This is a genomic window from Lysobacter tyrosinilyticus, assembly GCF_054779815.1.
This window is the reverse complement of sequence record NZ_BAAGXN010000001.1, coordinates 246955-268221: the sequence shown is the minus strand read 5'-3', so window position 1 is coordinate 268221 and position 21267 is coordinate 246955. Positions and strand designations below refer to the sequence as shown.

Below are 21267 nucleotides of genomic sequence, written 5' to 3'. Positions count from 1 at the left end.
CCTGGGCAGTAACAGCATGCGACCGGAACGCGCCGGTCGCATGCGATCAGCGCATCAGTCGAGCACGCGGCAGAACACCGCCTTGAGGTAACGCGATTCCTGCACCTGCGCGAGGAAGGGATGGTCGGCGCCGGCGCCGGAGACCTTCAGCACCTGCACGGTGCGACCGGCGTAGAACGCGGCACGGCGCAGCATGTCGAGGAACTGGTCCTCGCTGACCAGGCCGGTGCACGAGAACGTCGCGAACAAACCACCCGGCTTGACCACGCTCAGCGCGAGCTTGTTCATGTCGAGGTACTTCTTCAGCGCGGCGATCACCTGCTCGCGGTCGCGGGTCATCTTGGCCGGATCGAGGATCACCACGTCGTACAGGTCGCCGCGCTGGCCGGCATCGCGCAGCCACGGGAAGATGTCGGCCTGGATGAAACGCGGGCGCACGTTGTTCAACTTCGCGTTGCCCTTGGCGATCTCGATCACCGCCTCATCGATGTCGACGCCGGTCACCTCGCTGGCGCCACGCACCGCCGAATACACGGCGAAGCCGCCGGTGTTGCAGCACAGGTCGAGCACGCGCTTGCCTTCGACCTGCTGGCTCAGCCATTCGCGGTTCTCGCGCTGGTCGGCGAAGAAGCCGGTCTTGTGCGCACCCGCAGGGTCGGCGCGGAATTTCACGCCGTATTCGGTGATCACCGCCGGCTGCGCCGGTTCGGAGCCGCGGAAGTCGAACGACTCCTGCTTCTGCACGTGCTCGTCGGCGGAAGCGTGGAAGCGACAGCCCGGGAATTGCTGCCTGAGCGCGTCGTAGATCCACTCGCGGTAGCGGAACGCGCCGGCGCTGAAGAACTCGACTACCAGTAGATCGTCGTAACGATCGACGACCAGGCCGCTGATGCCGTCGCCTTCGCTGTGCACGACGCGCCAGGCATTGCTGATCGCATCGAGCTTGAGGATGTCGCGGCGCAGCGAGACGGCTTCGGCGATCTTGCGGGCGAACCAGGCGGCGTCGACATCGACGTCGGGGTCGCGTTCGAGGACGCGCAGGGCGATGCGCGAATGGCCGTTGTAGAAGCCGCGGCCGATCCAGACCCCGTCGACGCCGACCACATCGACGATCTGGCCGGATTTGGGGCGGGTGGCGGGCTTTTCGACGAGGCGCTGGAAGATCCAGGGGTGGGTGGAGTTCCAGGCGTTCTTTAGGCGGACGATCGGGTATGTATCGGTATTCATTGCGGCATTTTACGCGGCTGATGTCCCCCTTCTCCCCGCTTTGCGGGGAGAAGGTGCCCGGAGGGCGGATGAGGGGCGCTTTTCGCGGCGGCCCCACGACCCCTCACCCTGCGTTTGCTGCGCAAACGCGGTCCCTCTCCCCGCAGGCGGGGCTAGGGTAAGAGCGCAATCGGTGGGCTCCGGGCCCCGGGATTCAATGTCCCGCCCCGCCGCCCTTGCATCGCCCCCCGCCCGCCGCCACTGCATTCGCATGCACCTGCCCAGCCCCGAACTCCCCGCCGATACCCCAGCCCAGCGCGCGCACGACCGGCGCCGGCTGTTGCGCGCCTTCAACCTGAGCTTCGCCTTCGTGCTGCTGCTGGGCGTGGTCTTCCTCGCCCAGCCTGCGTTCGATCTCGCGCCCTGGACCGTGCAGCCGCACGCCTGGACCGGCCTGCTCGGGGTGCTGACCGCGCCGCTGCTGCACGGCTCGATCGAGCACTTCGCGGCCAACGCCATCTCGCTATTGCTCCTGGGGTCGCTGGCCGGCACGGTCTATCCGCGCGCCACGCTGCGGGCGCTGCCGCTGCTCTGGCTCGGATCCGGGCTGGGCGCGTGGCTACTGGGCGACGCCGGCTCCTACCACCTCGGTGCGAGCGGACTGACCCACGGGCTGATGTTCCTGGTCTTCGCCCTCGGCCTGCTGCGCCGCGACCGGCCGTCGGTGGCGGCGGCGATGATCGCGTTCTTCCTGTACGGCGGGATGCTGCTGACCGTACTGCCGCATGAAGCGGGCGTGTCCTGGCAAGCGCATCTGGGTGGCGCGGTCGCGGGCCTGGTCGCGGCCTGGTTGTTCCGGCGCAGCGATCCGCTGCCGCCACGCCGCAAGTACAGCTGGGAAATCGAGGAAGAACTCGAAGCCGAAGCCGCGCAGCGCGAGCGCGACGAGCTCGAACGCGCCGCGGCCCACGATGTGCCGGTGCTGTGGCACCGGCCGGAGCACGAGGAGACGCGTGGCGTGGTGTTGCGGTTTCCGCCGCGGCGCGAATAGCGGCAAGGCAGCGGAGCAAGCTCCGCTCTACAAGGCTCGATGGTTTCGCGGTGACGTCGCGCGCTTGCGCTCAGCCACGCATGGACTGGCGCGGACGCCGGACGATCGCCGGTTCCGCCGACGGCGCATCGCGCAACTGCGCGCGCAGGTCGTCGAGCGTGGTGGCGATGTGTTGCTCCAGCAACGTGGTGACACGCTCGACATCGCGCGCCAGCCAGGCCTCCAGCAACTCGCGGTGTTCGTGCTGGGCGCGGGTGTTGCGACCGGCCGGTTCCAGGTGCTTGTGCACATAGCGTTCGGCGAGCACGTGCAGGCGCTCGACCAGCTGGGTGGTGACTTCGCGGCCACCCGGACGGACCAGCGCCAGATGGAACGCACGATTGAGCAGCACCGCGCCGCGCGGATCGGTTGCGAGCATCGCGTCGAGTGCATCCAGCGCGGCCTTGGCGGCATCGCGCTCGGCCTCGTCGGCATCGAGGCTGGCGCGCCCGGCGGCTTCGGGCTCGATCTTCAGACGCAGCGCGAACACTTCCTCGGCTTCGGTCGTGGTCAGCGCCGGCACGAAGAAGCCGCGGTTGGCGTACGAACGCAGCAGCCCGTGCTGTTCCAGCCGCGCCAGCGCCTCGCGCAGCGGGATCTTGCTGATCCCCAGCTCCTCGGCGAGCGCGTCCTGGCGGATCGGCGCCAGCGGCGGAATCCGCGCGGACAGGATCCGTTCGCGGATCACTTCGAAGGCCTGGTCGGCGAGGGTCCGGGTAACGATGCTCATGGCGCTAGTGTAGGGCGGGTCTTGACCCGCCATGCGACGAAACCACTCACTTTGACTCAGATGCGGTTCGAAAAGTCGGCCTACGGCGACATCAGCCACGACGAAGCGAAGGCGGGTCGAGACCCGCCCTACGCCAGCTGATAAGTCGTGCGCAGCGTGGTGTAAAACGCGCGCGCGGCGCGGCCCTGTTCACGCGGTCCGTAGCTCGATGCGCCGACACCACCGAACGGCGCATGGTGATCGACGCCCGCGGTGGGCAGGTTGACCATCAGCATGCCGGCACGGGCGTGGCGCTTGAACGCTTCGGCGTACTTTAGCGAGCGCGTGCACAGCCCCGCGGACAGGCCATAGCGCGAATCGTTGAGCAGCGCGAGCGCGGCGTCGAAGCCGTCGACACGGAACAAGCCCGCGACCGGACCGAAGATTTCTTCCTGCGCCAGCACGCTGTCGCGGCCGGCGTGATCGAACAGGGTCGGTGCGAAGTAGCAGTCATCCAGCGCCGGCTCGGCGCCGAAGCTGCTGTTTAGCCCGCTGGCGCGCACTGCGGCAACCTGCTGCGCGACGCGTTGTTTTTGTCGCGGCGAGGCGAGCGGACCGATGTCGGTGCTCGCGCTGCGCGGATCGCCGATCGCGAGCCGGCCCACGCGCGCCTGCAGCGCTTCGACGAAGCGGTCGGCGATCGCGTGCTCGACGATGATCCGCGAGGTCGCGGTGCAGCGCTGGCCGGCGGCGAAGAACGCGCCGTTGGCGGTGCATTCCACCGCGATGTCGAGATCGGCGTCGGCGAGCACGATCAGGCCGTTCACGCCACCCATTTCCAGCTGCAACCGCGCGCCGCGCGCGGTGACGGCTTCGCGCACGCGCGCGCCGGTGCCTTCCGAACCGGTGAATGAAACTGCGTCGATGCCCGGCTGCGCAGCTAGCGCCGCGCCGGTGACTCCGGCGCCGAGCACCATGTTGACCGCGCCGGCCGGCAAGCCGGCGTCGGCGATGATGCCCATCAGTTTGGCCGCGATCGCGGACGACACTTCCGACGGTTTCCACACCACGGTGTTGCCGAACGCGAGCGCGGGCGCGATCTTCCAGGCCGGGATCGCGATCGGGAAGTTCCACGGCGTGATCAATCCGACCACGCCAACCGGCGCGTGCATGACTTCGACCATCGCGCCGACGCGGGTGGAATCGAAGCGTTCGCCGGCATTGCGCAGCGCCTCGCCGGCAAAGAAGTCGAAGATCCGCGCCGCGCGCATGGTCTCGCCGCGCGCATCGCGCAGGGTCTTGCCGGTTTCGCGTGCGATCAGCAGGGCGAAGTCGTCGACTGCGGCGACGATCGCGCGGCCGATCCGCGCCAGCGCGTCGGAACGCGCTTCGATGCCAGCCGCGTCGAAGGGTGCCAATGCATCGCGCGCGGCTTGGGTGGCCTGCGCGACCAGCACGGCGCCGGCTTCGGGCAATTGCACCACCAGATCGTCGGGGGCGTGCGGGTTGCGTTGTTCGAGTGCGGCGGGGCCGGCGACGAGCTGGCCAGCGATGTGGTGGGAGAGAGTTAGGAGTTCGGTCATTACGGCACCTTGAGAGTCAGCGAATTTCTCCCTCCCTTTTCGCGCAGCGAAGGGGCGGGTTGGGGAGGGTCAAGCGCGTAGTGCGAGTTTGTTTTTGGCTTTGCATTTCACCGACAAGAACAACAGCAACATCAAAAGCCCCCCTCCCAACCTCCCCCTTGCGCTATGCGCAAAGGGGAGGAGCACTGCCCCCTCCCTTTCGCCGTAGGCGAAGGGGAGGGTTGGGGAGGGGTCGAGCGCGTAGCGCGAGTTGCTCTTGCTTTTGATCCATAGCAACAGCAACAACAAAAGCACCCCCTCCCGGCCTCCCCCTTGCGCTGCGCGCAAAGGGGAGGAGCAAATCAGCAGCGATGGATCGCTGCCTGGCTTCTTCGTCTCACGTCACCACGAAGCCGCGATGGAACACATCGGCTTCATCGATCCAGATCTGGTTGAAACCGGTGGCAATCGCACTGCCCTCGATCGACGGCACGATCGCGTTGAAGTCGCCCAACGTGGTTGCGGCTTCGACCCGACCGATGAAGCGGCTGCCGATGTAGCTCTCGTGCACGAAGCGGTCGCCGACTTTCAGGCGGCCCTTCGCGGCCAAGTGCGCCATGCGCGCGGAGGTACCGGTGCCGCACGGACTGCGATCGATCGCGCGCTCGCCGTAGAAGACCGCGTTGCGGCCATCGGCGCCGTCGCCCCTCGGCTTATCCGCCCACAACACATGGCTGACCCCGCGGATGGTCGGGTCGAGCGGATGCACTGGTTCAAACTGTTCGCGCACCAGGCGACGCACCTGTTGGCTCAATTCGATGATGCGTGCCGCACCGAGGTCGTCGAGCGCGGTGTACGCGCCCTGCGGTTCGACGATCGCGTAGTAGTTGCCGCCATAGGCAACATCCACATTGAGCGGACCGAAGCCGGGCACCTCGATGCGGATGCCTTCCGCGGCGAGGTAGCTCGGCACGTTGCGTAGCTTCACCGCGGTGACCCGGTTGCCTTCCTGCGCGTATTCGACCTCGATCACCCCGGCCGGCACTTCGACTTTCAACCGTCCCGGCGTACGCGGCTTGATCAGGCTGTTTTCCAGACCGAAGGTCATGATCCCGATCGTGCCGTGCCCGCACATCGGCAGGCAGCCGCTGGTCTCGATGAAGAGCACGCCGATGTCGGTGTCCTCACGCGTCGGCGGATACAGGAAACCGCCCGACATCATGTCGTGGCCGCGCGGCTCGAACATCAAGCCGGTGCGGATCCAGTCGTAGCGCGCCAGGAAATCCTGGCGACGCTCGCTCATCGACGCGCCCTGCAGCAGCGGCGCGCCGCCGCTCACCAGCCGAACCGGATTGCCCGCGGTGTGGCCGTCGATGCAGAAGAAGGTGTGGCGCATGCGCATGCTCCGTGCTGTCGACCGGCTCAGGCGGCGCGCGCGGTGAGCGTCGGGCGCGTGGCTGCGGCCTTTTCCACCATTCTGATCACTTCCTCTCGGCGCGCGCCGGTCAGCGGCATGCGCGGCATGCGCACGCGTTCGCTGCCGCGGCCCATGATCTGCTCGGCGAGCTTGATCGACTGGACCAGGTCGTGTTCGGCGTCCAGGTGCAACAGCGGCATAAACCAGCGGTAGATCGCGCGCGCGGTTTCGAGGTCGCCGTCCTGGAACGCATTCCACAGCGCCAACGATTCCTGCGGGAACGCCGAAGTCAGTCCCGAGACCCAACCCTGCGCGCCCAGCATCAGGCCTTCCAGCGCGACGTCGTCGAGGCCGGCGAACAGCGCGTAGCGTTCGCCCAGCGCGTTGTAGAGATCGGTGAAGCGGCGCGGATCGGGCGCGCTTTCCTTGACCGCGACGATGTTCGGCACATCGCTCAGCGCCTTGAGCGTGTTGACGCTGACGCTGACGCGATAAGCCGGCGGATTGTTGTAGAGCATGATCGGCAGCGCCGTGGCCTGCGCGACCGCGCGGAAATGCGCCTGCAGTTCGGCCTCGGCCGGTACGTACACCATCGCCGGCAGCAGCATCAGCCCGGTCACGCCGGCCTGTTCGGCCTCGCGGGCGAAGCGGATCGCGCGCTCGGTGGTGAGTTCGGAGCAGCCGGCGATCACCGGCACCTTGCCTTCGGCGGCTTCGACCGCGGCCATCACCACCGCCAGCTTCTCGTCGGCTTCCAGCGAATTGTTCTCGCCGCAGGTCCCGCAAACGATCAGCGCATGCACGCCGTCGCGGATCAGGGCGCGGTGTACCTGCTGGGTGGCGTCGAGGTCGACCGAGAGGTCGGCGGTGAACTGCGTGGTGGCGGCGGGGATCACGCCCTGCCAGGTGCAGGTGGGGGCCATGCGGGTTGCTCCGGGGTTGACTGTTTCGAATATGGTATACGATATACCATCATCTGCGACAAGCGGCGGTCGGCCGCGGAGGGACCGGAGTGGGCGTCGGGCAGAACGAAACGGCCTTGGTGATCGGCGGCGGGATCGTCGGTCTCGCCTGCGCACTGCAACTGCAGCGGCTGGGTCTGCGCACCGTCCTGGTGGAGGCGCAGGCCCAGCCGGCTGCGGCCTCGTACGGCAATGCCGGGCATATCGCGGTGGAACAGGTCGAACCGCTGGCCTCGTGGGCGACGATCCGCTCCGCGCCGAGGCGGCTGTTCGCGCGCGGCGGTGCGCTCGATGTGCGCAATCCGGTCGCACTGACGCCGTGGTTGCTGCGTTTCGCCCGTGCCTCGACCCCGGCGCGCTTCGATGCCGGCCGCATCGCGCTGAGCGGACTGCTGCAGGCGGCCCTTCCGGCCTGGCGTGAACTGGTCGACGTGCTCGGCCGCCGCGATCTGCTCCAGGTCGATGGCCACACCGTGTTGTGGGAATCGGCGCAGAGCGCGCAACACAAGCGCGATGCCTGGATGCGCGCGGACATCGGCAGCGCGCGGGTGCGCGATCTCGAGGCCGCGGAACTCGACGAATTCGCGACCTTGCTGCGCGCTCGTCCGGTCGGCGGCATTCGCTTCGACGGTACCGGCCAGGTCGCCGATCCGGCCTTGGTGCTGCAGGCGTTGCGCGAGGCGTTCAGCGCTGCTGGCGGCGAGTACGTGCATGGCCATGTGCGTGCACTCGCGGTCGAAGCCGGCCGCGCCGTCGCAGTGCGCGACGACGGCAGCGAACCTATTCGCGCCGATCTGGTCCTGGTCACCGCCGGCATCGGCGCGAAGCCGCTGATGGCCTCGCTCGGTATCAATGCGCCGGTGGTGGCCGAACGTGGCTATCACCTGCAATGGGCGCAACACGGCTGGCCGGCGCGGTTCGCGCCGGTGGTGTTCGAGGACCGCTCGCTGATCGTCACCCGCTTCCGCAGCGGTCTGCGTGCGGCCAGCTTCGTCGAATTCGCGCGTCCGCAGACGCCGCCGGATCCGCGCAAGTGGGACGCGCTGATGGCGCACGCGACCGCGCTACGCCTGCCCGTGCACGAGGCCCCGCAGGCATGGATGGGCGCGCGCCCGACCCTACCCGATTACCTGCCGGCGATCGGCCGCAGTCATGCGATTCCCAACCTCTGCTACGCATTCGGTCATCAGCACCTCGGGCTGACGCTCGCGCCGATCACCGCGCGGCTCGTCGCCGCGTTGGCAGTGCATGCGGAGCCGCCGCTGTCGATCGCGGCGTTCGATCTCAAACGTTTCCAGTAGGGCGCCGCGAGCGAGTTCAGTAGCGATAGCGATGAACGCGCCGCAGCGCGCTGCGATTTCCACGAACCGAAAGAACCCCGGGTTACCCCCAGTCCCACGGAGTGCAGTCATGAGTCACGGCATCGGCGGTTCCAACGCGGCAAGCGAACTCGCGGCACTGACGCGCTGGTCGCAACCGGCATTGCGGATCGGCATGGAGGAACGTGCACAGCGTCTCGCCCGTGCACGCCATCTGCTAGCCAACAACGGCGCCGATGCATTGGTGGTATCCGGTCGCGCCAGCCTGCGTTACTTCAGCGGTCTGTCGTGGTCGCCGAGCGAACGCCTGGTCGCGCTGGTGTTACGTGCGCACGGCACGCCGGTGATGGTGTGCCCGCGCTTCGAACTCGGCACGGTCCAGGCCGGGCTCGGTATCGACGCCGAGATCCGCACCTGGGAAGAGCACGAGAACCCGTATGCACTGGTCGCCGATGCGCTGCGCGAGCAAGGCGCGACCGTGCTCGCTCTGGATTCGGAGGCGCCGTTCTTCGTCGCCGAAGGCCTGCGTCGCGCCCTGTGGCCGATCGTCCTGCGCGAAGCCGCGCCGGTGATCGACGGTTGCCGCATGTACAAGTCGCAAGGCGAGCTCGCGCTGATCCGCCAGGCGATGGCGATGACGCTGGAGGTGCAGCGCCGCGCCGCCACGATCCTCGCGCCCGGCATCACCACCGGCGAGGTGCGTCGCTTCATCGACGCCGCGCACCGCGCGCTCGGCGCGGACGGCGGCAGCACGTTCTGCGCGGTGCAGTTCGGCGAAGCCACCTGCTATCCGCACGGCGTGCCCGGCGAGCAACAACTGCAGGACGGCGACGTGGTGTTGATCGACACCGGCTGCCAGGTCGACGGCTACAACTCCGACATCACCCGCACCTACGTGTTCGGCAAGCCGAGCGCGGCGCAGACGGCCGTGTGGCAGCTCGAGCGCGATGCACAGCAGGCGGCGTTCGAAGCGGTGCGTCCTGGCGTCGCCTGCGAAGCGATCGACGCCACCGCGCGCGGTCTGCTCGAGCGTGCCGGCTACGGTCCCGACTACAACCTGCCCGGTCTGCCGCATCGCACCGGTCATGGTCTGGGCCTGTCGATCCATGAACCCGCGTACCTGGTGCGCGGCGACACCACGCCGCTCGCACCGGGCATGTGCTTCAGCAACGAACCGATGCTGGTAGTGCCCGGGCAATTCGGCATTCGCCTGGAAGACCACTTCCACGTTACCGAACGCGGCGCGCAGTGGTTCACCGCGCCGGCGCATTCGATCGCCGCGCCATTCGGCTGATCCGCGTTTCGATCACAAGTCAACGCATCGGGAGCGCCGGGCCGCGCTTCCGTGGGCAGCGATGCATTTTCTGGCGACATCGCCGCGTGAAATTCGCCTCTAGACGGCAGCGAAGAATCGCTGCCCACCGCCATAAGGAGTTTGTGCGATGTCGTCCAGAGTGAGCTGTAGAAAATGGACCCCGCGGGTCGTGCTTGGGGCCAGCGGCCTGTTGGTTGCGTTGGTTGCTTACGCAGGCAGCCAGCTGATGGTGCCCGCCGCGCCGGTTACGCCGGCCAACGCAATGCCCGCGCCGATGCTGGCCGGTGCATCCTCGGTGTGGGAAGCGAACGCGCAGGCGCTCGTCACCTCGGCGTCGGTAACGGCGCATACCGACCAGTCGCCGAAGATGCCCTCCAGCGAGAAGCAGGTGTTCGGCGCGCACGTGCAGCAGCGCGCGTTGGATCCCAGCCAGCGCATGCCGCAGCAGGCGCCGCTGAGCCGTAGGGTCGAGAGTGGCTTCGATCATTCCGATGTGCGCGGCAATGCGCTCAAGCGGCCTTCGCTGACCCAGCGCACCAAGACGATGGCGGCGTTCGCATCCTGCAACACCAGCCAGTTCGCCGGCCTTAGCGGCAGCGCGCTGGTCTCGGCGGTCAAGGCGGCCGATACCGCGTGCATCAACGCGCTGTTCGGCATCAAAGGCTCGACCGCCTACGGCACGTTCCGTGAAGCGCAGATGGTCACGATCGCGAATGCGCTCACGACCTCGGCCACGTCCTACAGCGGCACCAACGCCGACAGTACCCTGCAGCTGGTCCTGTTCCTGCGCGCCGGCTACTACGTGCAGTTCTACGACAGCAGCGTCGGCGCCTACGGCACCGCGCTGAAGACTGCCATCCGCGGCGCGCTCGATGCATTCGCCGCGAATGCGAACTTCGGCCTGGTCAACGACGTGCATGGCGAGATCCTGGCCGAGTACGTGACCCTGCTCGACAGCTCCGGCGAGAACGCGCGTTACCTGTACGTGGTCAAGCGCCTGCTCAACAACTACAGCAGCGCGCACAACGCCTACTACTGGATGAAGACGGCGTTGAACAACGGCTACACGCTGCTGTTCCGTGGCCACGACCAGGCCGACTTCCGCACTTTGGTCCAGTCCGACACCTCGATCGTCGAAACGCTGTACGCGTTCGCCAACAACAATTTCGGCATGCTCGGCGGCAGCGACGACTACCTAGTCGCGAATGCGGGACGCGAGATGAGTCGCTTCCTGCAATACACCGGCACGCTGAAGAGCGTGACCCAGGTGCGGGCGAAGTCGCTGCTGGATCGCTCGGCCGTGACCGGTCCGACCGCGCGGATGTGGATGGGCGTCGGCGAAATGATCGACTACCACGACAAGCCGAACTGCGGCTACTACAACCTGTGCGACTTTAAGGGCCGCGTCGACTCGAGCGTTCTGCCGATCAGTTACACCTGCAGCCCGACGCTGCGCATTCGCGCGCAGTCGATGACCACGGCCGAACTCGCCAACACCTGTTCGATCGTGGCCGGCGAGGAAACCTACTTCCACCAGCAGGTCAATTCGAACCGCACGCCGGTCGCCAACGACTCCAACGCCGCGCTGGAGATGGTGGTGTTCAACAGCAGCGACGACTACGGCAGGTACGCCGGCGCGTTGTACGGGATCGACACCAACAACGGCGGCATGTACCTCGAAGGCAACCCGGCCGACAGCAACAACCAGGCCCGGTTCATCGCGTACGAGGCCGAGTGGCTGCGACCAACGTTCGAGATCTGGAACCTGACCCACGAGTACATCCATTACCTGGATGGCCGCTTCGACATGTACGGCGATTTCAACGCCGCGATGACCCAGAAGACGGTGTGGTGGGTGGAAGGCTTCGCCGAGTACATGTCGTATTCGTACCGCAACCTCGCCTATACCGCGGCACAGAACGAAGCGGCACTCGGTACGTATGCGCTCAGCACGGTATTCCAGAACGACTACAACAGCGGCACCACCCGGGTGTATCGCTGGGGCTATCTGGCGGTGCGCTACATGTTCGAGAACCGCCGCAGTGACGTCAGCACGATCCTCGGCTACTTCCGTCCGGGCAACTACACCGGCTATGCGGGCTTCATGAACTCGATCGCCGGGCGTGACGATGCCGCGTTCCGCGCCTGGCTGCCCTGCGTCGCCAATCCGGCTTCGTGCGGAGCCGCCAACCAACCGCCGACGGCGCGCTTCAGTATCGCCACCAACGGTCTGACCGCGACGTTCACCGATAGCTCCAGCGATCCGGACGGGAGCATCGTTTCGCGCGCATGGAATTTCGGCGACGGCACCAGCTCGACGGCGACCAATCCCAGCAAGAGCTACGCCAGCCCCGGCACCTATTCGGTGCAGCTGACCGTCACCGACGACAAGGGAGCGCGGCATAGCGTCACCCAGTCGGTCACCGTCGCCCTGCCCGAATGCACGGGCGCGGACGTGCGGACACTCGGCAAGAACTGCAGCCGCAGCAACCTGGCCGCGACGCAGGGCAATTACGTCTACATGTATCTGTACGTGCCCGCCGGCACCAGCACGCTGACGATCACTAGTGCTGGCGGCAGCGGCAATGCCGATCTGTACGTGAACACGTTGGGCAGCTGGGCGACGACGAGCTACCACAACTACCGCTCGACCAATGCTGGCAACGGCGAGTCGATCACCGTGAGCAATCCGCCGGCCGGCTACGTCTACATCAGCCTGTATGGCGCCAGCGGCTTCAGCGGCGTGCGCGTGTCCACGCAGTACTGACGACAACGATGGCGTTGGAGGCGGCGCATTCCGCGTCTCCAACGCCTGATGTTTCCTCGCTCGGGGCGGACTGCGGTCTGCGTCCGCCCCGCTTTTTCACCCGCCGCTCCTCGCGAGGAGCAGGCTTGCGGAGTCCGGTCCCATGGTGCTGATCCTGTTGACGTTGCTGTGCGGTCTGGCGCTGCTGTTTCTGATCGTGCTGCTGCGCACCGCCCGGCGACGCGGCCAACTACGTCCGCACGCCGAGGCCGTGGCGCTGGGCGCGATCACCAATTTCTTCGACACGCTTGGCATCGGTTCGTTTGCGCCGACCACGGCCTACCTGAAGCTGCGGCGCCTGGTCCCCGACAGCTTCCTGCCAGCGACCCTCAATACCGGGCACGCGCTGCCCACGGTGGCGCAGGCCCTGATCTTCATCCACCTGGTGCGGGTCGATCCCGTGCTGCTCGGCGGCTGCATCGGCGCAGCCGTGATCGGTGCCACGCTCGGCGCACCGTTGGTGGTGCGCGTGCCGGTCCGCGTCGTGCAAGGTGTCGTCGGTATCGCGATGCTGATCGCGGCCGCGCTGTACGCGCTATCGAATCTCGACCTGTTGCCCGCCGGCGGCGAAGCCCTGGCGCTGCCGCGCTCGTTGCTGGTGATCGCGGTGCTGGTGCACTTGCTGCTGGGCGCGTTGATGAGCTTCGGCATCGGCCTGTATGCGCCGTCGCTGATCCTGTTGAGCCTGCTCGGGCTCAATCCCACCGCGGCGTTCCCGGTGATGATGGGGGCGTGCGCGTTCCTGATGCCGGTCAGCGGTCTGCGCTTCGTCCGTTCCGAACGCATCGATCTGCGCGTGGTGCTGGGCTTGGCGCTCGGTGGCATTCCGGCGGTGCTGCTCGCCGCGTACGTGGTGAAGTCGCTGCCGCTGGCGACACTGCGTTGGGGTGTGGTCGTGGTCGTGCTCTATGCCGCCACGCTGCTGCTGCGCGCGGCCCTGAACGGCTCCGTACCGAAGCGTGAAGGCGTTATTAACGGAGAACTAACGAGAAATTGACAAACGTAACGGTGGCCCGCAACCTCGCTCCCGCCGAATCGGGCAAAACTCCTACGGATATAAAGCAAATGAAGAAGACCCTGATCCTCTCCGTCGCGCTGGCTCTGGCCGGCCTGTCCACCTCCGCCCTGGCCGCTGAAGGCCAGGGCTTCGTCCGCGGCACCATCGGCCAGACCAACGTCGACGTCGACGGCGGCGGCAGCGACGACGACACCTCGTTCTCGGTCGGCGGCGGCTACTACTTCAACGCCAACTTCGCCGTTGAAGGCGCCTACAGCGACCTGTACAACAAGGACGGCGGCAAGCTGTCGAGCTTCGGCGCAGGCGTGGTGGGCAAGAAGAACTTCGGCGCCAACAACAGCGGCTTCTTCATCGACGGCCGCCTTGGCGTCGAGCGCGTGAAGGGCGAAGCCTCCGACGGCGTCACCAGCGTCGACGACACCTCGACCAAGGCCTACTACGGCGTTGGCGCCGGCTACGACTTCAGCGAGGCGTTCGGCCTGAGCCTGAACTACACGTTCCACAAGGCCGACCTGGAAGGTCTGTCGCTCGACGCCGACACCATCAGCGTCGCCGGCGAATACCGCTTCTAATCGTTGCACCTGCTGTACCGGGAACGGCCGCCGCAAGCGGCCGTTTCCTTGTGCTGAACAACACTCACCTCAAGGAAGACACCCAATGAAGAAGACCCTGATCCTGTCCGTCGCGCTGGCTCTCGCCGGCCTGTCCACCTCCGCCATGGCTGCTGAAGGCCAGGGCTTCATCCGCGGCGAAATCGGCGACAGCAACGTCGATGTATCGCTTCCGGGCGACAACGACAGCGACAACGACGTCGCGGCGCTGTTCTCCGGCGGTTACTGGTTCACCCCGAACATCGCGGTCGAAGGCCGTGTCGGCACGCTGTACAACGCCGACCTGGGCAACGACGAGGAGTTCGACCTGGTGGTGCTGGGCGTGGGCGCGGTGGGCAAGAAGAACTTCGGCGCGAACAACACTGGCTTCTTCATCACCGGCCGTGCCGGTATCGCTCGCATGAGCGCCCAGGTGCGCGACGAAAACGACTTCGATGTCATCGACCACGAGTGTTCGACCAAGCCGTACTACGGCGTCGGCCTCGGTTACGACTTCAGCGAGCGCTGGGGCATGGGCGTGAATTACGACCGTTACCAGGGCGACTTCTCCGGCGTCGACGTCGACGTCGACACGGTCACCGTCAGCGGCGAATGGCGCTTCTGATCGCCCGCTGTCTGCAGTAAAGAAAGCGGCCACGTCAGTGGCCGTTTTCTTTTGCGACGCGCCGGGTGCACTAAGTGCGTGGCAGCGGCAAGCCGCCGAATGCCTTCACCGTGCGCAGCACGAAGCTCGAATTCACGTCGGCCACGCCGGCCTGATTGAGCAGGTGATCGAGCAGGAAGCGCGAGAAGTGTTCGAGGTCGCGCACCGCGACCTGCAACAGGTAGTCCATGTCGCCAGTCAGCGCATGGCAGGCGACGACCTCGTCCCACTGGTTGACGAAGGCGCCGAACGCCGCGATCGAGTCGGCATCGTGATGACGCAGCTGCACGCGCACGAAGGCTTGCAGGCCCAGGCCGAGGCGTTCGGGATCGGTCTCGGCGCGGTAGCCACGGATCACCCCTTCACGCTCTAGCCGCTGCACCCGGCGCAGGCAGGCCGAGGCCGACAGGTGCACGCGTTCGGCCAGCTCGGCATTGGTCTGGCGGCCGTTGCGCTGCAGCTCGGCCAGCAGCTGCAGGTCGGTGCGATCGAGGTTGACGGCGGTCATGGCAGGCTCATGCGCGAATAACGTCGTTTACGCAAGAATCATGCGCCAATGCTGCCAATGCGCGCAACAACGCAAGCCTGTTGCGCGGGTACGTCGCTAAAGTGCGTTGTAGAGCGGAGCTCGCTCCGCTGCTTGTGCCTGCCCCGTGCTCCGACCGAAAGGCAGCGGAGCAAGCTCCGCTCTACAAAGCCCCCTCGCCCAGGACTTGCCGTGAACACCACGCCCAGCCGCGTCGAACACCAGCTCACCGACAAGGGCTACGTCCCGGTCTACACCACGGCCGTGGTCGAGCAGCCCTGGTCCAGCTACACCAGTACCGACCATGAGGTCTGGGCGACCCTGTTCGCGCGCCAGCAGGACATCCTGGTCGGCCGCGCCTCGGACGAGTTCCTGCGCAACCAGCGCGCGATGGGCATGGCGCCCGACCGCATCCCGAAGTTCGACGAACTCAACGCGGTGCTGCGCAAGGCGACCGGCTGGGAGCTGATCGGCGTCGAGGGCCTGCTGCCGGAACTCACCTTCTTCGAGCATCTGGCCAATCGTCGCTTCCCGGTGACCTGGTGGATCCGCAAGCCCGAGCAGCTCGATTACCTAAGCGAGCCGGACCTGTTCCACGACCTGTTCGGCCATGTGCCGCTGCTGATGAACCCGGTGTTCGCCGACTACATGGCCGCGTACGGCCGCGGCGGCGTCAAGGCGCACGCGATCGGCCCGGAAGCGCTGGTCAACCTGACCCGCCTGTACTGGTACACGGTGGAGTTCGGCCTGATCAGGCAACCCGATGGCCTGCGCATCTATGGCAGCGGCATCGTCTCGTCCAAGGGCGAATCGATCTACTGCCTGGAGAACGCCGCGCCCAACCGCATCGGTTTCGATCTCGAGCGGATCATGCGCACGCGCTACCGCATCGACACCTACCAGAAGACCTACTTCGTCATCGACAGCTACGAACAGCTGATGGAAGCGACGACGCCGGACTTCACTCCGATCTACGCGAAGCTGGCGCAGCAGGAATCGATTCCGGCCGGCAATGTTCTCGATACCGATGCGGTGTTCAACCGCGGTACCGGCGAGGGCTGGCTGCAGGACGGCGACGTGTAAGGTCCTCGCAATCAACGTTTTCCAAGGGGCGCGAACGCGCCCCTTTTCATTTTCAGGTGCTTACGCAAGCGGGGCTGCGCTTCGCGGATCACTCACCGCCGCCCGCCTACGCTGCGCGCATGGACGCCAACGCCGCCACCGTCGTCCGCACCGGCGTCGAAATCGTGCCGACGCGATTGCAGTTGCCGCGCACCGGAGCGGCGGCATGAACTTCCGCGATCGCCGCCATGCCGGGACGCTGTTGGCGCAGGTGCTGAGCCACTACGCCGGGCGCGACGACGTGGTCGTGCTGGCACTTCCGCGCGGCGGCGTGCCGGTGGCTTACGAAGTCGCGCAGGCGCTGCACGCACCGCTCGATGTATTCCTGGTGCGCAAGCTCGGCGTGCCCGGCCAGGAAGAACTCGCTATGGGCGCGATCGCCAGCGGCGGCGTGCGCGTACTCAACGAAAGCATCGTGCAAAGCCTGCGCAACGGCATGACCCACGTCGAAGCCGTGGCCGCGCGCGAGCAGCAGGAACTGGAACGGCGCGAACACGCCTATCGCGGCGATCGCCCCGCGCTCGAGCTCGACGGCCGGACCGCAATCGTCATAGACGACGGCCTCGCCACCGGCGCGACCATGCGTGCCGCGGTGAAGGCCCTGCGAGCGTGGCATCCGGCGCGGGTGGTGGTGGCGGTACCGGTCGGCGCCGGCGAAGCCTGCGCGCTGCTGCGCCGCGAAGCCGATGAAGTGGTGTGCGTGCGCACTCCCGCGGCCTTCAGTGGCGTGGGCATGTGGTACGACGACTTCACCCAGACCTCGGATGAAGAGGTGCGCGCGCAACTGAAAGCAAGCAGGTGGCCATGACTTTGCCGTCGGCCGCTGCGATACAGAGCGCGTCCCCCCGCGTGCGATTACGACGCGCTGCTTGAATGCATCGGCGCGGCTTCGCTGGTGTTGTTGGGCGAATGCTTCGGCTATTTCGGCGAGGACGTACAGGCCTACGGCTATGCAACTGGCTTCGAGCTTGCGCCCAGTTGTGAGAACGAAGTCGTCGCGCAGCTCGTGGAGTTGCGCCATCGCGCCGCTCGCATCGATGCCCATGCGGTCGACAGTGACGATCGCGACGACGACGGGTTCTTCGCCGAACAGAACGCGCGCCTGGCCCTCACCGCCTAGGCCTACTACCGCAGTATGTTCCGCGGCTGGGTCCAGCTCATGGAACCTTCGCGACGCCCACATGGAAACGCTGCAGGCGCTGATCGAGCGCGGCGCGCGACGCGGATGTAAGGAAAAGATCTGGGCGCACAACTCGCATCTGGGCGATGCGCGCGCTACCGAAATGGGCGCGCGTGGCGAACGAAACCTCGGCCAGCTGGGGGAACGCCACCGCAAGGATGCCGTGCTGGTTGGCTCAGTACCTATCGCGGCAGCGTCACCGCCGCTGGCGACTGGGATGAACCTGCGCGACGTCGCCGTGTGCGTCCCGGCTTGGCCGGCAGCTACGAAGCGTTGCTCCATGAGATCGGGATGTCGCGTTTCCAACTCGATCTCAATGATCCATCGCGGTGGCATCACGAGGAACCGCCGGAGACGTGGCCGAGCGGGTTATGAAGCCTGCTCGCCTTCGCTACTTGAGCACTTGCGCGCGGGCTTGCTTCTTCGCCGTGATCGCCCCAGCGCGAGTCGGACCGACGCCGGCGGCAGGCGCGATGCCCTTCGTCACGGAAGCCGCATTGTTGCTCTTCGACAGTTCCGGGGTATCGGTCAGCGCCCGCGCGGACACCACGAGCTGGGAACGCCGCGTCGAATCGGCGGCCACCACGATTGGCAGGCTGATCGTCCGCGTGAGGTTTGAACCCAGGCTCGCGGTCAGGCAGTCGACCTTGCGCGTCCTGGGGCTCTGGGATCGCACGACGCAGTTCGCCGGAAGCTCGCCGAGCTCAAGGCTGCCGGTCGAAACCGAAAGCGCTATTTCCACCAGCGGGGCGTTGATCGGAGTCTGCGCGAAGGTGGTCGACAACGTCACCGTGGCGGCGTCCAGCGTGGTGGACACCGCCATCCGGAGGTCGGGCCGCTTCGGTGGCACCGGGCCGACACAGCCGCTGCCATAGAAGACCGTGACCCAGACGCTCAACGACGTGGTGGCGATATCCGGGCAGCCATCGCTGTTGAGATCGCCGGCTTTCAGCGAGGTGGCGTTGGTCAGGGTCCAGGGGAGCTCCTGCTCGCTGCCCAGCCCATTGGATCCCTGCAGGAACAAGCCAACTCTGCCGTTGTGATTGACCACCAGGTCGGCACGACCGTCTCCATTCAGGTCCCCACCCAGCAGGGGATTGAACGACAGGAATCTCCAGCTTTGCAGGCTCGCCGCGGCTTGCGCGTAATCCGGACTTTGCCTGGGGTCGTACACGTACAGCAACGTGTCGTAGTAGCCGCCGGTGCCGACGACGACGAGATCGTCATGGCCGTCGCCGGTGTAGTCCGCGAGTAGCGCGTCCTCCACGACGAAACCGGGGTCGATCTTGATCGGGGCCGTCGGAGCGCGGCCAGGATCCTTCCTGATCAACTGCGCACGCCCGCTGGAATCGGTCATCAGCAGGTTCTCGCGCAGGCCTTCTCCGTCGCTGGCTTTGAGCGTCCAACCCGACTCGAACGAACGCCCCAGAATCACCGGACGCGGATCCAGCGTGCCATCGCCTTTGCCACGGAAGTACATGGGCCGCGTGAGCGGCATCACAGCGCCATTGGTGCTGACGACGTCCAGCGTCCCGTCCAGGTCCATGTGCGCCAATCCGACGCGAAACGAAGTCACGCCGGTGGTGAGGGTTTGTTTCGTCAGCGATCCAGGATGGGCCGCATTGCTCACTAGTGTGGTGATGAATCCGTTCTGGCCCAGAACGACGTCCTGGATGCCATCCTGGTTGAGGTCGCCCATTGCCAAGGCGCTCGTGCCGACATCCAGCGAATAGACCTGCGGCGAAGTGTTCAGGGTTCCATCCCCCTTCTGCGCATAGACGTACACCTTGCTGCCGGTACCGCTGGCGCCGGTGATGACAAGGTCATTGCGGCCATCACCGGTAACGTCGCCAATGGCTGAGCCGAACGTCGAGTCGTCCACCTTGAACGACACCGGGTTGGCCCAGCTGTACGCCGCCTGCGCAGTGCCGCAGCAAAGGCCGGCCGCGATCAGTGCCGCCATCTTCAACGCTTTCATTTGCATGTCTTTACACCTTGGCGGCAACGCGGCCGATCCGTGCTTTCCCGATTACCGGACGGCTTCGGTTCGGGTCTGGAGATTCCCGGTTCGGGTAGGGACGATGACCGGGACAGGCACGATGCCAACGGTTGCGGTGGCGGCATTGTTAGCCTTGGATGTTTCGGCGCTATCGGTGAGCGCGCGCGCCGCAACGCCTAGCCGTGCTCGTACGCCCGGTGGCGTGGTGACCTGTACGGGGATGCTTAGTTGCTTGCTGGCGGCAGCGCCCATCGTCGCGACCAGGCAGTCGACCTGTGCCTTGCTGACGCTCTGCGAGCGCAATTGGCAGTTGGCCGGCAGCGTGCCGACTTCCAGGCTGCCCGCGGTAAGCGAGAAGGCGACCTCCACCAGCGGCTGATTGATCGACAGCGTCGAATAGATGGTGGAGAGCTTGATGGTGGCGGCCGTGGCCGTCGCGCTAAGGCCCAATCTCAAGTCTGGCTTGTTTGCCGCTGCGCTGGCAGTACAGCCGCTGCCGTAGATCAAGCCTACAAAGCCGTAGCTGCTTGCGACCACCACATCCGCGCAGCCGTCGCCGTTGATGTCGCCCGCCGCCAGGTTCGTGGCGTCGCCCCACGAGGCGTTCTGCAGCACTTCCGCGCCCAGGCTATCGCCATTGTTGGCCAGCAGGCCGAACTGGGAGGACCCGCTCGGATGCGCTGTCAGCAGGTCCACATCGCCATCGTTATCCAGGTCCTGGGCCAGGAAAGGATCGAACGAAAGCCCCCACTGCGCGTTGATGAGGTTCAAGGAAACATCGCCCTGGGGAAAACGTTCCCCCCTGGGCTGCTGGTAATAGACATACATCATCACGCGCGAAACCTCGCCACCGGACCAGCCACTTACGATCAGGTCCGTCAGGCCATCGCCGTTGATGTCGCGCGCCACTACCTTCGAAACCGGAAAGCCCGGATCGATGGTTTCGGAACGGAGGAAGTCGTGACCGTGGTTGTTGTACGTGATGTGCACGATGCCGTGGAAGTCGGTGGAGAGGATGTCCGCGGCGCCATTGCCATCGACGTCAGCCAACTCGAGTGGCCACGACGATGTAACAAGCGTGTTGCTGCGCGACAGCGCCAGCGGCGTCGGCGACAAGCCACCCTTACCGTCGCCTCGGAAATACAGGGCCGCCCGGGAGCTGCTGGTGCTCACGATATCCAGAAAATCGTCGCGATCGATCTTGGCCAACCCGATGCGGGTCGAATTCGTACCCGTGGTCCAGGTGGTGACTTTCAATGGAACCGGCGTGACCGTATCACTGCGCAGGACGGTGAGCGTGGAATAGCCACCGACCACCACGTCCTGGATGCCATCGCGGTTCAGGTCGGCCATTTCCATCGCCATCGCACTTTCCGGCAATGCGTAGACCCGCGGCGGATTGGTCAGCGTGCCATCGGTCTTCTGGGCGAATACATGCAACTTACTGGTGCCGTTATTGTTGGTGAGCGCAACCACGTCATTGCGACCGTCGCCGGTGACATCGCCGATCCGGACCTGCCACACCGCTCCCGCCAAGGTGATACTCACCTGGTTGCCGAGGCTGTAAGCAGCCTGTGCCACCCCCGAAACGAGCGCCAAGCCCGCAACAACGCCACACGCGATCTTCCGCATCCAGTTTCTCCAGTGCCGACGGTCGGCATGGCGGGTGCCAGGCCGTTTCCAGGACTTCTTTAGCCCACGAATCGGGCGCAGAACGCAGCGCGCCGCCGACGATACGGATTCACACCCGGGCTTCTTTGGAATTCCCCGCGTGAATCGTAA

General features: G+C 66.1%; 19 protein-coding genes and 1 pseudogene. 12 read left to right on the top strand and 8 right to left on the bottom strand.

The annotated features are described in order from the left end of the window. Positions 1 to 54: 54 nt before the first annotated feature. Positions 55 to 1227 (bottom strand): class I SAM-dependent rRNA methyltransferase, encoded by a 1173-nt coding sequence (locus tag ACYVGK_RS01185; RefSeq protein ID WP_460731400.1) that lies wholly within the window; start codon positions 1225 to 1227, stop codon positions 55 to 57. A gap of 250 nt (positions 1228 to 1477) precedes the next feature. On the opposite strand from ACYVGK_RS01185, the gene ACYVGK_RS01180 reads away from it, so the two are divergent. After that, complete coding sequence (locus tag ACYVGK_RS01180) at positions 1478 to 2257, top strand: rhomboid family intramembrane serine protease (protein ID WP_460731399.1); 780 nt, start codon at positions 1478 to 1480, stop codon at positions 2255 to 2257. Between the two features lie 70 nt (positions 2258 to 2327). Here ACYVGK_RS01180 and ACYVGK_RS01175 read toward each other — a convergent pair whose 3' ends face one another. From ACYVGK_RS01175 to ACYVGK_RS01160, 4 genes are all read right to left on the bottom strand, one after another. After that, positions 2328 to 3026, bottom strand: coding sequence for a GntR family transcriptional regulator (locus ACYVGK_RS01175; protein ID WP_460731398.1), 699 nt, complete (start codon positions 3024 to 3026; stop codon positions 2328 to 2330). A gap of 128 nt (positions 3027 to 3154) precedes the next feature. Next, complete coding sequence (locus ACYVGK_RS01170; protein ID WP_460731397.1) at positions 3155 to 4588, bottom strand: aldehyde dehydrogenase family protein; 1434 nt, start codon at positions 4586 to 4588, stop codon at positions 3155 to 3157. Between the two features lie 376 nt (positions 4589 to 4964). Beyond that, positions 4965 to 5963, bottom strand: coding sequence for a 4-hydroxyproline epimerase (locus ACYVGK_RS01165; protein WP_460731396.1), 999 nt, complete (start codon positions 5961 to 5963; stop codon positions 4965 to 4967). Positions 5964 to 5989: 26 nt separating this feature from the next. Next, positions 5990 to 6907 carry a dihydrodipicolinate synthase family protein gene (locus ACYVGK_RS01160; RefSeq protein ID WP_460731395.1) on the bottom strand — a complete coding sequence of 306 codons (918 nt, stop codon included), beginning with the start codon at positions 6905 to 6907 and terminating at the stop codon, positions 5990 to 5992. Positions 6908 to 6996: 89 nt separating this feature from the next. On the opposite strand from ACYVGK_RS01160, the gene ACYVGK_RS01155 reads away from it, so the two are divergent. From ACYVGK_RS01155 to ACYVGK_RS01130, 6 genes are all read left to right on the top strand, one after another. Then, positions 6997 to 8247, top strand: a complete 1251-nt coding sequence (locus tag ACYVGK_RS01155; protein WP_460731394.1) for an NAD(P)/FAD-dependent oxidoreductase — start codon at positions 6997 to 6999, stop codon at positions 8245 to 8247. 109 nt (positions 8248 to 8356) lie between these two features. Then, positions 8357 to 9559 (top strand): M24 family metallopeptidase, encoded by a 1203-nt coding sequence (locus tag ACYVGK_RS01150; protein WP_460731392.1) that lies wholly within the window; start codon positions 8357 to 8359, stop codon positions 9557 to 9559. Positions 9560 to 9707: 148 nt separating this feature from the next. Next, positions 9708 to 12347 (top strand): collagenase, encoded by a 2640-nt coding sequence (locus ACYVGK_RS01145; RefSeq protein ID WP_460731391.1) that lies wholly within the window; start codon positions 9708 to 9710, stop codon positions 12345 to 12347. A gap of 142 nt (positions 12348 to 12489) precedes the next feature. After that, on the top strand, positions 12490 to 13383 hold the full coding sequence (locus tag ACYVGK_RS01140) for a TSUP family transporter (protein WP_460731390.1): 894 nt from the start codon (positions 12490 to 12492) through the stop codon (positions 13381 to 13383). A 68-nt stretch (positions 13384 to 13451) separates the two neighbouring features. After that, on the top strand, positions 13452 to 13976 hold the full coding sequence (locus tag ACYVGK_RS01135) for a porin family protein (RefSeq protein WP_460731389.1): 525 nt from the start codon (positions 13452 to 13454) through the stop codon (positions 13974 to 13976). Between the two features lie 85 nt (positions 13977 to 14061). Further along, positions 14062 to 14619 carry an outer membrane beta-barrel protein gene (locus ACYVGK_RS01130; protein WP_460731388.1) on the top strand — a complete coding sequence of 186 codons (558 nt, stop codon included), beginning with the start codon at positions 14062 to 14064 and terminating at the stop codon, positions 14617 to 14619. A 70-nt stretch (positions 14620 to 14689) separates the two neighbouring features. On the opposite strand, the gene ACYVGK_RS01125 is transcribed toward ACYVGK_RS01130, so the two are convergent. Next, entirely contained in the window at positions 14690 to 15166 is a 477-nt protein-coding gene (locus ACYVGK_RS01125; RefSeq protein WP_460731387.1) for an Lrp/AsnC family transcriptional regulator, read from the bottom strand. A 210-nt stretch (positions 15167 to 15376) separates the two neighbouring features. Here ACYVGK_RS01125 and phhA point away from each other — a divergent pair, with 210 nt between their 5' ends. The 5 genes and pseudogenes from phhA (at position 15377) to ACYVGK_RS01100 (ending at position 17861) form a co-directional block, all read left to right on the top strand. Beyond that, positions 15377 to 16267, top strand: a complete 891-nt coding sequence (phhA, locus tag ACYVGK_RS01120; RefSeq protein WP_460731386.1) for a phenylalanine 4-monooxygenase — start codon at positions 15377 to 15379, stop codon at positions 16265 to 16267. A 205-nt stretch (positions 16268 to 16472) separates the two neighbouring features. After that, on the top strand, positions 16473 to 17114 hold the full coding sequence (locus ACYVGK_RS01115) for a phosphoribosyltransferase (protein ID WP_460731385.1): 642 nt from the start codon (positions 16473 to 16475) through the stop codon (positions 17112 to 17114). A gap of 87 nt (positions 17115 to 17201) precedes the next feature. Further along, positions 17202 to 17426, top strand: coding sequence for an erythromycin esterase family protein (locus ACYVGK_RS01110; RefSeq protein ID WP_460731383.1), 225 nt, complete (start codon positions 17202 to 17204; stop codon positions 17424 to 17426). After that, a pseudogene (locus ACYVGK_RS01105) lies at positions 17344 to 17649 on the top strand (erythromycin esterase family protein); the annotation flags it as partial. The gene ACYVGK_RS01110 and the pseudogene ACYVGK_RS01105, both read left to right, overlap by 83 nt. Continuing rightward, positions 17547 to 17861 carry an erythromycin esterase family protein gene (locus tag ACYVGK_RS01100; protein ID WP_460732412.1) on the top strand — a complete coding sequence of 105 codons (315 nt, stop codon included), beginning with the start codon at positions 17547 to 17549 and terminating at the stop codon, positions 17859 to 17861. The pseudogene ACYVGK_RS01105 and the gene ACYVGK_RS01100, both read left to right, overlap by 103 nt. Positions 17862 to 17877: 16 nt before the next feature. Here the strand turns inward: ACYVGK_RS01100 and ACYVGK_RS01095 are convergent, their stop codons facing one another. Both ACYVGK_RS01095 and ACYVGK_RS01090 read right to left on the bottom strand, forming a co-directional pair. Continuing rightward, positions 17878 to 19470, bottom strand: coding sequence for an FG-GAP repeat domain-containing protein (locus ACYVGK_RS01095; protein WP_460731381.1), 1593 nt, complete (start codon positions 19468 to 19470; stop codon positions 17878 to 17880). A 45-nt stretch (positions 19471 to 19515) separates the two neighbouring features. Further along, positions 19516 to 21117 carry an FG-GAP repeat domain-containing protein gene (locus ACYVGK_RS01090; protein WP_460731380.1) on the bottom strand — a complete coding sequence of 534 codons (1602 nt, stop codon included), beginning with the start codon at positions 21115 to 21117 and terminating at the stop codon, positions 19516 to 19518. Between the last annotated feature and the right edge of the window lie 150 nt (positions 21118 to 21267).

Excerpts from the sequence above, each read along its gene's own strand:
- ACYVGK_RS01095 (WP_460731381.1), bottom strand. The coding sequence starts at position 19,470 with ATGCAAATGAAAGCGTTGAAGATGGCGGCACTGATCGCGGCCGGCCTT.
- ACYVGK_RS01145 (WP_460731391.1), top strand. The coding sequence starts at position 9,708 with ATGTCGTCCAGAGTGAGCTGTAGAAAATGGACCCCGCGGGTCGTGCTT.
- ACYVGK_RS01175 (WP_460731398.1), bottom strand. The coding sequence starts at position 3,026 with ATGAGCATCGTTACCCGGACCCTCGCCGACCAGGCCTTCGAAGTGATC.
- ACYVGK_RS01150 (WP_460731392.1), top strand. The coding sequence starts at position 8,357 with ATGAGTCACGGCATCGGCGGTTCCAACGCGGCAAGCGAACTCGCGGCA.
- ACYVGK_RS01185 (WP_460731400.1), bottom strand. The coding sequence starts at position 1,227 with ATGAATACCGATACATACCCGATCGTCCGCCTAAAGAACGCCTGGAAC.
- ACYVGK_RS01115 (WP_460731385.1), top strand. The coding sequence starts at position 16,473 with ATGAACTTCCGCGATCGCCGCCATGCCGGGACGCTGTTGGCGCAGGTG.
- ACYVGK_RS01170 (WP_460731397.1), bottom strand. The coding sequence starts at position 4,588 with ATGACCGAACTCCTAACTCTCTCCCACCACATCGCTGGCCAGCTCGTC.
- ACYVGK_RS01125 (WP_460731387.1), bottom strand. The coding sequence starts at position 15,166 with ATGACCGCCGTCAACCTCGATCGCACCGACCTGCAGCTGCTGGCCGAG.
- ACYVGK_RS01140 (WP_460731390.1), top strand. The coding sequence starts at position 12,490 with ATGGTGCTGATCCTGTTGACGTTGCTGTGCGGTCTGGCGCTGCTGTTT.
- ACYVGK_RS01180 (WP_460731399.1), top strand. The coding sequence starts at position 1,478 with ATGCACCTGCCCAGCCCCGAACTCCCCGCCGATACCCCAGCCCAGCGC.
- ACYVGK_RS01130 (WP_460731388.1), top strand. The coding sequence starts at position 14,062 with ATGAAGAAGACCCTGATCCTGTCCGTCGCGCTGGCTCTCGCCGGCCTG.
- ACYVGK_RS01135 (WP_460731389.1), top strand. The coding sequence starts at position 13,452 with ATGAAGAAGACCCTGATCCTCTCCGTCGCGCTGGCTCTGGCCGGCCTG.
- ACYVGK_RS01165 (WP_460731396.1), bottom strand. The coding sequence starts at position 5,963 with ATGCGCCACACCTTCTTCTGCATCGACGGCCACACCGCGGGCAATCCG.
- ACYVGK_RS01160 (WP_460731395.1), bottom strand. The coding sequence starts at position 6,907 with ATGGCCCCCACCTGCACCTGGCAGGGCGTGATCCCCGCCGCCACCACG.
- ACYVGK_RS01090 (WP_460731380.1), bottom strand. The coding sequence starts at position 21,117 with ATGCGGAAGATCGCGTGTGGCGTTGTTGCGGGCTTGGCGCTCGTTTCG.